The sequence below is a fragment of the Pantoea sp. sgz302252 genome (assembly GCF_047713085.1).
In the GTDB taxonomy this organism is placed as follows: Bacteria; Pseudomonadota; Gammaproteobacteria; order Enterobacterales; family Enterobacteriaceae; genus Scandinavium.
Genome location: NZ_JBLFJW010000005.1, coordinates 185,849 through 197,064 on the forward strand (window position 1 = coordinate 185,849; position 11,216 = coordinate 197,064).

Sequence of the window (11,216 nt, forward strand, 5' to 3'; positions counted from 1 at the left end):
CTTCCATCAGGTAAACCTTTCTTTTCATTTTTTAGTTGGTTGCGGGAGCCGGATTTGAACCGACGACCTTCGGGTTATGAGCCCGACGAGCTACCAGGCTGCTCCATCCCGCGTCCGAATGTTTATCCTTCCATCAGATAAACCTTACACATCATATTTTAATTGGTTGCGGGAGCCAGATTTGAACTGACGACCTTCGGGTTATGAGCCCGACGAGCTACCAGGCTGCTCCATCCCGCGTCCGTGGAAGCGCACTATACGCGGGTCTGGATTTGATGCAACCCTTTTTTGCATAAATGCTTAAGAGTGAGTAAAAACAAAACATGTCGGCTATTTTTTGCCCAAAATGGGCTGCGCGGCACGTTATCACATTTCAATACCCCTGACGGTTTGTTATCTTCATCCCGCATTCCGCTTAAGAAAGAAGACGAGATACCATGAAAGGACGTTGGGCCAAAATTCTGGTGACGGGCACAGTCATAACGCTGCTTGCCGCCTGCTCCTCCAAGCCGACCGATCGCGGTCAACAGTATAATGACGGAAAGCTCACCAATCAGTTTTCCCTAGTTAACCAGCCTGATGCCGTAGGGGCTCCTATTAATGGTGGCGACTTCGCGCAGCAGGTCAATGAAATTCGTAACGCATCGCCGCGCCTGTATGGCAATCAAAGCGCTGTGTTCAGTGCCGTTCAGCAATGGCTGCAGGCCGGGGGCGACACGCGCGCCTTAAAGCAGTACGGGCTTGATGCCTGGCAGATGCAGGGCGCAGATAACTACGGCAACGTCCAGTTTACCGGTTACTACACGCCTGTGATTGAAGCGCGACACACGCGTCAGGGCGAGTTCCAGTACCCTATTTACCGCATGCCGCCAAAACGAGGACGCCTGCCGTCTCGCGCAGAAATCTACGCAGGTGCGCTGAGCGACAATTACATTCTGGCCTACAGCAATTCCCTGATGGATAACTTCATCATGGACGTGCAGGGCAGCGGCTACATTGATTTCGGTGATGGCTCGCCGCTGAATTTCTTCAGCTACGCGGGTAAAAACGGCTGGCCGTACCGCAGTATCGGCAAGGTGCTGGTCGATCGCGGCGAGTATAAGAAAGAAGACATGTCGATGCAGGTCATCCGTCACTGGGGCGAAACCCACAGCGAAGCGGAAGTGCGTGCTCTGCTCGAGGAAAATCAGTCATTCGTGTTCTTTAAACCGCAGTCCTTCGCGCCGGTGAAAGGGGCGAGTGCGGTGCCGCTGATTGGTCGCGCGTCCGTGGCCTCCGATAAGAGCATTATTCCGCCGGGCACGACCCTGCTGGCTGAAGTCCCGCTGCTGGATAACAACGGTAAATTCAACGGTCACTACGAGTTACGACTGATGGTGGCGCTGGATGTCGGCGGCGCAATCAAAGGCCAGCACTTCGACATCTATCAGGGGATTGGCCCGGATGCCGGACACCGTGCGGGTTGGTATAATCACTACGGTCGCGTCTGGGTATTGCGTGGGGCGGGCAACGGTTACGTCTTTAGCGGTTAATAACGTCGTTTGAGGTTTTATGTCAGTAGTACTTAGCGATGCCTGGCGCCAGCGTTTTGGTGGCACGGCACGTTTATATGGTGAAAAAGCGCTGCAGCTGTTTGCTGATGCACACGTTTGTGTCGTCGGCATTGGCGGTGTGGGCTCCTGGGCCGCAGAGGCGCTGGCGCGCACCGGCATTGGTGCCATTACGCTGATTGATATGGATGACGTGTGCGTCACCAATACCAATCGCCAGATCCACGCGTTAGGCGGTAATGTCGGGCTTGCGAAAGCGGAAGTGATGGCGGAGCGCATTCGTCAGATCAACCCGGAGTGCCAGGTGACGGTGGTGGACGATTTCGTCACGCCGGATAATGTCGCTGAGTATCTTGGGGCCGGGTTTAGCTACGTCATTGATGCCATCGACAGCGTGCGGCCAAAAGCTGCGCTGATCTCTTACTGCCGTCGTTACAAAGTGCCATTGGTGACAACCGGTGGCGCGGGTGGGCAAATCGATCCCACGCAGATCCAGGTCGCCGATCTGGCGAAAACGATTCAGGATCCGCTGGCGGCAAAACTGCGCGAGCGCCTGAAGAGTGATTTCGGGGTGGTGAAAAACAGTAAGGGTAAGCTTGGCGTGGATTGTGTGTTTTCCACCGAAGCGCTGGTTTATCCGCAATCTGATGGTTCGGTCTGTGCGATGAAAAGCACGGCGGAAGGGCCGAAACGCATGGACTGTGCTTCAGGATTTGGTGCGGCGACGATGGTGACCGCGACGTTCGGATTTGTCGCGGTGTCCCATGTGTTAAAGAAAATGATGGCGAAAGCCGATCGTCAGGCTTAAGCCTTCTGCGCGGCGGTGATGACTGCGTCGCGCAGGGCGTTCAGCCCCTGATTGCGGGAGGCGCTAAGCTGCACGCGAAGCCCCAGCTCATCAAAAAGGCTCAGCGGATCAGTCGCCAGAAGCTGTTCCGCGCTTTTCCCTTCAATCGCTGTCAGTAACACTGCCAGCATCCCTCTCACGATTCGCCCTTCACTGTCCCCATAGAAATGCAACTTCCCGTTGGATGACAGAGTATGGCCGAGCCAGACCCGATTTTCACAGCCTGCAATTTCCTGGGCTTGAGCTCTCAGGTCTTCCGCCAGAGCAGGCAGCTTTTTGCCGAGCAGGATCAATTGCCGGTATTTGTCTTCCCACTGCGTGAGCGGGCCGAAAATCTGTCGTAAATCGTCTTCAGTCAGGGTTGTGCCGAACGGATGTCCGGCCAGTGCTGGGCTAGTCATTTAATCCACCAGTAATTCAAGGGCGCGGTCCACGGCGTTGATCAGGGCGTGAACGTCTTCCTGCGTATTATAAGGGGCAAATGAGGCTCTCAGGGTACCCTTCACGCCAAGTGCGGCTAACAGCGGCTGTGCGCAGTGCTGTCCGGCGCGTAGCGAGATGCCATATTCCGCGAGTAACGTCACCATGTCGCTGTGATGCACGCCCGCGAAATCAAAGGCCAGCAGGCTTGAGTCCTGGCAGCGGAAGGAACGAAAACCAGGGAGGCGGGAAAGCGCTTCTTCTGCAAGCGTAGCCAGACCGCGGCTCCAGGTTTCAGCCTGAATCAAATCCGTTTCGCTTAACCATTCGAGTGCCGCGCTAAGACCAATTACCCCGGCGACGTTTGGCGTTCCCGCTTCCAGACGATAAGGGACGGGCTGCGTTGTAAACCCGTCAAAAGTCACTTCGGTGATCATCTTGCCGCCACCCAACCACGGTGTCATTTCTGCCAGCAATTCGGCTTTGCCATACAGCGCACCAATCCCTGTTGGACCATAGAGCTTGTGGCCGGAGAAGGCGTAAAAATCGATATCCAGCGCCTGCACATCGGCAGGAAAGTGAACGACACCCTGAGCGCCATCAACCATCACCACCACGCCCGCGGCATGAGCAAGTTGAATGGCGCGCGCCAAATCAGGACAACCGCCAGTCACGTTGGACATCTGGCCCAGCGCCAGAATACGGCTTTTGGCATTAATCAGAGAGGAAAGGCGTTCAATGTCCGGCAGGCGATCGGCACCCAGCGGCAGCTTGACGATACGCGCGCCCGTTTGCTCAGCGACCATCAACCACGGCACGAGGTTGGCATGATGTTCTGCCTCACTGACGATGATCTCATCGCCAGGCTGCAGATGAGGACGCGCATAGCACTGTGCCACCATATTGATGGCTTCGGTCGTGCCGCGAGTCCAGACGATGTTTTTGCCATCAGGAGCATTAATCAACGCAGCGACCTGATCGCGCGCGGCTTCATAGCGTGCGGTGAGTTTTTGCGCGGCAGCAAACTGACTGCGATGCACGTTGCCCGCGCTCAGGCTGTAGAACTGATAGCTGGCATCGATAACCGCCTGCGGCTTCAGCGCGGTGGCGGCGCTGTCCAGATAGACGCCGGCATCGCTCAGCGCCGGGAACTGGGCGCGAAACTGCGCCGGGTTGAATGTGTTCATGGTTTTCCTCATTCCAGTCTGACGATCGTCGCGCAAATTTTGCAGCAGGGCAAGGGTGGGCGTAACCCTCGGAATGTTCTGGGATGAGTGGCGGATCGCTGGCAGTGCGTTATGCTGAAATTTGTTAGGCGACTGTTTTAGCCTGTTAATTGAAGCCCGAAATCCAGCATGAATTGCTGAAAGGAGAAGAACATGAAAAAGACTGCCGCAATCATTTCTGCCTGTATGTTGACCTTTGCCCTGAGTGCCTGCTCGGGGCCGAACTACGTCATGCAGACCCACGACGGTCGTACCATTATCGCCGACGGTAAGCCGCAAACCGATAGTGATACCGGTATGATTTCGTATAAAGATGCCAACGGCAACAAGCAGCAAATCAACCGTAGCGACGTGAAAGAAATGGTCGAGATGGACAACTAACGGCTGATTTTAGAGCAAAAAAAAGCACCGCATTCGGCGGTGCTACATTGAATCACTATGGACAGACAGGGTAAATGTACAGGAAGTGAAAAGGGGGTAGTCTTGCTACCGAGGTCTGAACTCCAGACCAATTGCAAACACAACAACACAACATCACAACCGTAAGCCAAAAGCCCATCAGAACACGCATTCCGAAAAAAGCTTTTCGTTCCGGCTCAGGAAGTATCGCCACTATAGGTATTTGCTGGTAGAAGCTCAACGGACAATTTATAATGGCTCAGATAAAAAAAACTAATAGGTTACACGATGTAATCTAATTGTTAAATTTAGTTAACATCTAAGCCAAAACAATCATGTCGAAGCGTTTACCTCCTCTGAATGCATTACGTGTATTTGATGCCGCCGCCCGTCATCTTAGCTTCACTCGCGCCGCCGATGAGCTCTTCGTCACCCAGGCCGCGGTGAGCCATCAGATCAAGTCTCTTGAGGATTTCCTGGGCCTGAAACTTTTCCGGCGTCGCAACCGTTCGCTGTTGCTGACCGAAGAAGGGCAGAGCTATTTTCAGGACATTAAAGAGATCTTTTCGCAATTAACCGAAGCAACGCGTAAACTTCAGGCCCGAAGCGCAAAAGGGGCGCTGACGGTCAGTATGTTGCCCAGTTTTGCCATTCAATGGCTGGTGCCACGGCTTGCAAGCTTTAACTCAACTTATCCGGGAATTGACGTCAGAATCCAGGCGGTCGACCGTCAGGAAGACAAGCTGGCGGACGATGTCGACGTGGCTATTTTTTATGGCCGGGGGAATTGGCCGGGCCTGCGGGTTGAGAAGCTGTACGCCGAATATTTGCTGCCTGTTTGCTCGCCATTGCTGTTAACCGGCGATAAGGCGTTGAAAACACCCGCTGACCTGGCGCAACATACTTTATTGCACGATGCTTCACGCCGCGACTGGCAGACGTACACGCGCCAGTTGGGTTTAAACCATATCAATGTTCAACAAGGACCGATTTTCAGCCACAGCGCCATGGTGCTGCAGGCGGCAATCCACGGACAAGGGATCGCACTGGCCAACAACGTGATGGCGCAGTCCGAAATTGAGGCCGGCCGTTTGGTTTGCCCGTTTAATGATGTTCTGGTCAGCAAAAATGCGTTTTACCTCGTTTGTCATGACAGCCAGGCAGAACTGGGTAAAATAGCCGCTTTCCGGCAGTGGATACTGGCGAAAGCGGCAAACGAGCAAGAGAAATTTCGCTTCCGTTATGAACAATAAATGACTTCAGGATAATGACATGACCAGTCGCTTCATGCTGATTTTTGCGGCCATCAGTGGCTTTGTTTTTGTTGCTCTGGGCGCCTTCGGGGCACATGTATTGAGTAAGACCCTCGGCGTTGTTGAGATGGGCTGGATCCAGACCGGTCTTGAGTACCAGGCGTTTCATACGCTGGCGATTTTTGGGCTGGCGGTCGCGATGCAGCGCCGGATCAGCATCTGGTTCTACTGGAGCAGCGTGTTTATGGCGCTGGGAACCGTATTATTCAGCGGCAGCCTTTATTGTCTGGCGCTGTCGCATTTACGCCTGTGGGCATTTGTCACTCCGGTCGGCGGCGTTAGCTTCCTCGCCGGTTGGGTGCTGATGCTGATTGGCGCTATTCGTTTAAAGCGTAAAGGTATCGCGCATGAATAAGGTTGTCCTCTACAGCCGTCAGGGTTTTGAGAAAGAGTGCGCAGCAGAGATTTCTGACAAGGCCTCGCGCCTTGGCGTCTATGGTTTTGCCCGAGTAAAAGATAACTCGGGGTATGTGATTTTTGAGTGCTATCAGGAAGGCGAAGCGGAAAAGCTGATTAAAGAGCTGCCGTTTGCCTCGCTGATTTTCGCCCGCCAGATGTTTGTGGCCTGCGAGTTGCTGACCGACTTGCCACCGGAAGACCGCATCACGCCAGTGGTGGGAATGTTAACAGGCGTGGTGGAGAAAGGCGGCGATTTGCGCGTTGAAGTGGCTGATACCAACGAAAGCAAAGAACTGATGAAGTTCTGCCGCAAATTCACCGTGCCGCTGCGTGCTGCGCTTCGTGAAGCGAATGTGCTGGCAGCGTACGAAACGCCGAAACGTCCTGTGGTGCACGTGTTCTTTATTGCGCCGGGCTGTTGCTATGTGGGCTATTCACTGACCACCAACAACTCTCCGTTCTATATGGGCATTCCGCGCCTGAAGTTTCCGTCCGATGCGCCAAGCCGCTCGACCCTGAAGCTGGAAGAGGCGTTCCACATCTTTATTCCGGCCGATGAATGGGATGAGCGTCTGGCAAACGGCATGTATGCTGTCGATCTGGGCGCGTGCCCGGGCGGCTGGACCTATCAGCTGGTGAAACGCAATATGTGGGTTTCATCCGTTGATAACGGCCCAATGGCGCAGAGTCTGATGGACACCGGGCAGGTGACCTGGCTGCGTGAAGATGGTTTCCGCTATCGCCCAACCCGCAGCAACATCTCGTGGATGGTGTGCGATATGGTGGAGAAGCCGGCGAAGGTTGCCGCGCTGATGGCGCAATGGCTGGTGAATGGCTGGTGTCGCGAGACCATCTTTAACCTCAAACTGCCGATGAAAAAGCGCTACGAAGAGGTGTCTCAGAATCTGGCGTATATTCAGGCACAGCTGGATGAGCACGGTATTAATGCTCATATTCAGGCGCGTCAGCTGTACCACGATCGCGAAGAAGTGACCGTTCACGTCCGCCGTCTGTGGGCTGCTGTGGGTGGCCGTCGCGACGAGCGCTGAATTTGCCTGAGTTGTGATTTCCCCTCTCCCTCAGTTCTTGAGAGTGAGGGGGAAAAACTACACCAGACTCTTTAGCCGATAGATCCATTCCAGCGCCTGACGAGGCGTCAGGGAATCCGGGTCCAGATTTTCCAGTGCTTCTACGGCAGGAGACGTTTCTTCCGGAGCGGCAAGTAACGACATTTGCGTGCCATCGATCTGCGTCGCTGCCGCATTCGGTGACAGGCTTTCCAGTTCGCGCAGTTTCTGACGCGCACGCTTGATAACCTCTTTCGGCACGCCCGCCAAAGCGGCTACCGCCAGACCATAGCTTTTGCTTGCCGCACCATCCTGTACGCTGTGCATGAAGGCAATGGTGTCGCCGTGCTCCAGCGCATCAAGATGCACATTCGCTACGCCTTCCATTTTTTCTGACAGCTGCGTCAACTCGAAATAGTGGGTCGCAAACAGCGTCAGCGCTTTGATGCGATTTGCCAGGCTTTCGGCACAAGCCCAGGCCAGAGACAGGCCGTCGTAGGTGGACGTCCCACGTCCGATTTCATCCATCAATACCAGGCTTTGTTCGGTGGCGTTATGCAGAATGTTGGCGGTTTCGGTCATTTCCACCATGAAGGTCGAACGGCCGCTGGCGAGATCGTCCGCGGCACCGACACGGGTGAAGATTCGGTCGATTGGGCCAATTTCCACTTTTTGCGCCGGGACATAACTGCCGATATAAGCCAGTAAAGCAATCAACGCAGTCTGGCGCATATACGTGCTTTTACCGCCCATGTTTGGCCCGGTAATGATCAGCATTCTGCGCTGGGGCGACAGGTTTAGCGGGTTAGCAATGAACGGCTCATTCAGCACCTGCTCCACCACCGGATGGCGGCCCTCAGTGATGTGAATGCCCGGTTTGTCGCTAAATTGCGGGCAGCTGTAATTCAGGGTGTAAGCACGCTCGGCAAGGTTAACCAACACGTCGAGTTCAGCCAGTGCCGTGGCACTCTGCTGAAGTTCAGCCAGATGTGGCAGCAGCATATCGAACAGTTCGTCATAAAGCTGTTTTTCCAGCGCCAGCGCTTTCCCTTTGGAGGTCAGTACTTTGTCTTCGTACTCTTTCAGCTCGGGAATGATGTAGCGCTCTGCATTTTTGAGCGTCTGACGGCGTACGTAGTGGATCGGCGCCATGTGGCTTTGGCCACGGCTGATTTGAATGTAATACCCGTGAACGGCGTTATAGCCGACCTTCAGGGTATCCAGACCCAGACGCTCACGTTCGCGGATCTCCAGCTTGTCGAGATAGTCGGTCGCACCGTCTGCCAGGGCACGCCACTCATCCAGCTCTTCGTGGTAACCCGGGGCAATAACACCACCGTCGCGCACTAACACTGGCGGTGATTCAATGATCGAGCGCTCAAGCAGTTCGCGAAGCTCGCTGAACTCCCTCATGGTTTCACGCAGCTTCTGCACGGCTGGGCTATCAACCTCAGCCAGTTGCTGACGTAGCTCCGGTAACTGCTGGAAAGCATGGCGCATGCGGGCGAGATCGCGCGGACGCGCGGTACGTAAGGCCAGACGAGCAAGAATACGTTCCAGATCGCCAACCTGACGCAGCACAGGCTGCAATTCGTCGCATCTGTCCTGTAAAGCGCCGATGGTTTGCTGGCGTTCAGTCAGAATGGCGGTGTCGCGAACGGGCATGTGCAGCCAGCGTTTGAGCATACGGCTGCCCATCGGCGTGACAGTGCGATCCAGTACCGCGGCTAACGTGTTGTCGAAACCGCCGGCCAGATTCTGGGTGATTTCCAGATTACGGCGCGTCGCGGCATCCATGATAATGCTGTCCTGCTGACGCTCCATAGTGATGGAACGAATATGTGGCAGGGAGGTGCGCTGAGTATCTTTGACATACTGAAGCAAACAGCCCGCAGCACACAGGCCACGCGGCGCGTTTTCGACGCCAAAACCAACCAGATCGCGCGTGCCGAACTGCAGGTTTAGCTGCTGGCGCGCCGTATCAATTTCGAATTCCCAAAGCGGGCGACGACGCAGGCCACGGCGGCCTTCAATTAGCGCCGTTTCGGCAAAGTCTTCCGCGTACAGCAGCTCGGCCGGATTGGTTCTCTGAAGTTCTGCAGCCATGGTTTCTCGGTCAGCGGGTTCGCTCAGACGAAAACGTCCGGAACTGATATCCAGCGTGGCGTAACCGTAGCCTTTGCTGTCCTGCCAGATGGCGGCCAGCAGATTGTCCTGACGTTCCTGAAGCAGGGCTTCGTCACTGATGGTGCCAGGCGTGACGATGCGAACGACCTTGCGCTCAACCGGGCCTTTACTGGTCGCGGGGTCGCCAATCTGTTCGCAAATGGCGGCTGATTCACCCAGATTAACCAGCTTCGCCAGATAGTTTTCAACAGCATGATGCGGCACGCCAGCCATAGGGATGGGCTCACCTGCAGAGGCTCCACGCTTGGTCAGCGAGATATCGAGCAGCTGCGAGGCGCGTTTGGCATCGTCATAAAAAAGCTCGTAAAAATCGCCCATACGATAAAACAGCAAGATCTCCGGATGCTGGGCTTTCAGCTTCAGGTACTGCTGCATCATCGGCGTATGGCTAGAGAAGTCCTTATCAATGGCATCATTCATGTTGATTTTACTCATTTTTTAATTCTTTCAAGTGCTCATGTGGCCCTAGATAAATATCGTTTAAACGCACATAAACCAATTAGTTTGTAGCTCACTTGTAGCCTGGAACGTGATAGGTTACTTTCTAATCATTCTTGGGCTACAAATAGTGGTGATACTTTGAAAACAACTCTCAGTCAGTCTTTTATTATCAACAAGTTAAGTATCAATGTTAAGCCTTCACTTAGTAGCTCTGGAAAAGTGGTTTTCGAAGCTAACCCGGACCAAAAACCTTACATAGTCTTTGATGATCACAGGGAAGCCCCTGTGGGATTCGGGGTGAAGGTAAGTTTGACGAAAAAAACCTATGTTATCCAGCGAAGAGTGTCTTCTGGTGATCGTAGTGTGAGGGAAGGTAAAAAACCAAGTTCGGTCTTAAAAGTGAAGGTTGGAAATGTGTCTGATTTTCCGAGTATCGATCAAGTGATCTTACCCGCGATGGCTTAGCCTGGCGACCCCGGAGGTGGACTTCCCCGGAACGACGCAGCACCCGGTAAAACGTCGATTCACTCGCAAGATAAATCCCTTTATCCGCCAGTCGCGGGACGATTTGCGACGGCGGCAGGCTGGCATATTCCGGTTGATGACAGACAGCGCGTATCTGCTGCTCTTCTTCCACACTCAGGCGGTTGGTGGGCTCCGGGCGTATCACTGTGGTTCTTCGGTCTTCCGGGGATTTTTGCCACCGTTGCCAGGTTCGTTCGCTGAGCTCAACTTCGCGGCAGGCCATCGCCCGACGTGCACCGGCAGCGACGGCCTCATTTATCCACCCGATAAATTGCTGCCTTTCATCACCCGGTATCAGTCGTCCTCGTCCGTTTCCCCGTAGTAGTCCCTGAGCTTTTTTCGTAACACCAGGAGCGCTGCCGCCTCCGCCAGAGCTTTGTCCTTACGAAGCAGTTCCTTTTTCAACTGCTTGTTTTCTTTCTGCACGTGTTTTAACGCTGCTTTATCATCACCAGAAGGAACCTGTAAAAAAGCCTGTTTCCACTGCGCTATCTGCGCAGAGTAAAGCCCCTTTTTACGGCAGTATTCGGCGATTTCCACTTCACTTAATGTGGTCGTTTCCACAATAACGGCGAGCCGCGCTTCGGCAGGCCACTGTTCACTATTTTTGTCTGCACCCGGCACCGGTTTCCCCTCTGTTTTAGCCTGATTACGCCAGTTATAAAGGGTAGCTTCCGATATCCCTTCCATCTGTGCAACAGCTGCGACGGTCATGTTGTATGGGGGCAGCAATTTTGCCAATGTGGTGGCTTTACGTTCCGGGGAAATACGTTTCATTTGTCACTCCATCACCCTCTGGATTTATTTTCAGAAGGGGGTGACAACTATGCTGACACTGAGGG

Annotated in this window: 10 protein-coding genes, 2 tRNA genes and 1 pseudogene; 7 read left to right on the forward strand and 6 right to left on the reverse strand. The window is 54.2% G+C overall.

The window, feature by feature from the left end; all coding sequences use genetic code 11:
- Positions 1-36: 36 nt before the first annotated feature.
- Together ACLW56_RS06035 and ACLW56_RS06040 are read right to left on the reverse strand one after the other, a co-directional pair.
- A tRNA-Met gene (locus tag ACLW56_RS06035) sits at positions 37-113 on the reverse strand.
- 50 nt (positions 114-163) lie between these two features.
- Positions 164-240, reverse strand: a tRNA-Met gene (locus tag ACLW56_RS06040).
- Positions 241-437: 197 nt separating this feature from the next.
- Between ACLW56_RS06040 and mltA the strand changes: the two genes are divergently transcribed.
- Together mltA and tcdA are read left to right on the forward strand one after the other, a co-directional pair.
- Positions 438-1,532 carry a murein transglycosylase A gene (gene mltA, locus ACLW56_RS06045; RefSeq protein ID WP_330982899.1) on the forward strand — a complete coding sequence of 365 codons (1,095 nt, stop codon included), beginning with the start codon at positions 438-440 and terminating at the stop codon, positions 1,530-1,532.
- Between the two features lie 19 nt (positions 1,533-1,551).
- Positions 1,552-2,358 (forward strand): tRNA cyclic N6-threonylcarbamoyladenosine(37) synthase TcdA, encoded by an 807-nt coding sequence (tcdA, locus tag ACLW56_RS06050; RefSeq protein WP_330982900.1) that lies wholly within the window; start codon positions 1,552-1,554, stop codon positions 2,356-2,358.
- Here tcdA and csdE read toward each other — a convergent pair.
- Together csdE and csdA are read right to left on the reverse strand one after the other, a co-directional pair.
- Positions 2,355-2,798: a cysteine desulfurase sulfur acceptor subunit CsdE gene (gene csdE, locus ACLW56_RS06055; protein ID WP_330982901.1), complete on the reverse strand. Its 444-nt coding sequence runs from the start codon at positions 2,796-2,798 to the stop codon at positions 2,355-2,357. The two genes, tcdA and csdE, sit on opposite strands and share 4 nt — an antisense overlap.
- On the reverse strand, positions 2,799-4,004 hold the full coding sequence (gene csdA / locus ACLW56_RS06060; RefSeq protein ID WP_330982902.1) for a cysteine desulfurase CsdA: 1,206 nt from the start codon (positions 4,002-4,004) through the stop codon (positions 2,799-2,801).
- 192 nt (positions 4,005-4,196) lie between these two features.
- Between csdA and ACLW56_RS06065 the strand changes: the two genes are divergently transcribed.
- From ACLW56_RS06065 to rlmM, 4 genes are all read left to right on the forward strand, one after another.
- Positions 4,197-4,424: a YgdI/YgdR family lipoprotein gene (locus tag ACLW56_RS06065; protein ID WP_330982903.1), complete on the forward strand. Its 228-nt coding sequence runs from the start codon at positions 4,197-4,199 to the stop codon at positions 4,422-4,424.
- A gap of 353 nt (positions 4,425-4,777) precedes the next feature.
- Complete coding sequence (gene gcvA, locus ACLW56_RS06070; RefSeq protein ID WP_330982904.1) at positions 4,778-5,695, forward strand: glycine cleavage system transcriptional regulator GcvA; 918 nt, start codon at positions 4,778-4,780, stop codon at positions 5,693-5,695.
- A 19-nt stretch (positions 5,696-5,714) separates the two neighbouring features.
- Complete coding sequence (locus ACLW56_RS06075) at positions 5,715-6,110, forward strand: DUF423 domain-containing protein (RefSeq protein ID WP_330982905.1); 396 nt, start codon at positions 5,715-5,717, stop codon at positions 6,108-6,110.
- On the forward strand, positions 6,103-7,203 hold the full coding sequence (rlmM, locus tag ACLW56_RS06080) for a 23S rRNA (cytidine(2498)-2'-O)-methyltransferase RlmM (RefSeq protein ID WP_330982906.1): 1,101 nt from the start codon (positions 6,103-6,105) through the stop codon (positions 7,201-7,203). The genes ACLW56_RS06075 and rlmM overlap by 8 nt, the downstream gene beginning before the upstream one ends.
- Positions 7,204-7,260: 57 nt before the next feature.
- Here rlmM and mutS read toward each other — a convergent pair whose 3' ends face one another.
- Positions 7,261-9,828, reverse strand: a complete 2,568-nt coding sequence (gene mutS, locus ACLW56_RS06085; RefSeq protein WP_330982915.1) for a DNA mismatch repair protein MutS — start codon at positions 9,826-9,828, stop codon at positions 7,261-7,263.
- A gap of 159 nt (positions 9,829-9,987) precedes the next feature.
- On the opposite strand from mutS, the pseudogene ACLW56_RS06090 reads away from it, so the two are divergent.
- Positions 9,988-10,290: pseudogene (locus tag ACLW56_RS06090) on the forward strand (integrase); the annotation flags it as partial.
- Positions 10,291-10,668: 378 nt separating this feature from the next.
- On the opposite strand, the gene ACLW56_RS06095 reads toward ACLW56_RS06090, so the two are convergent.
- The gene (locus tag ACLW56_RS06095) at positions 10,669-11,151 is read right to left on the reverse strand and encodes a transposase (RefSeq protein ID WP_330982907.1); all 483 of its coding nucleotides are present in this window, start codon (positions 11,149-11,151) and stop codon (positions 10,669-10,671) included.
- Between the last annotated feature and the right edge of the window lie 65 nt (positions 11,152-11,216).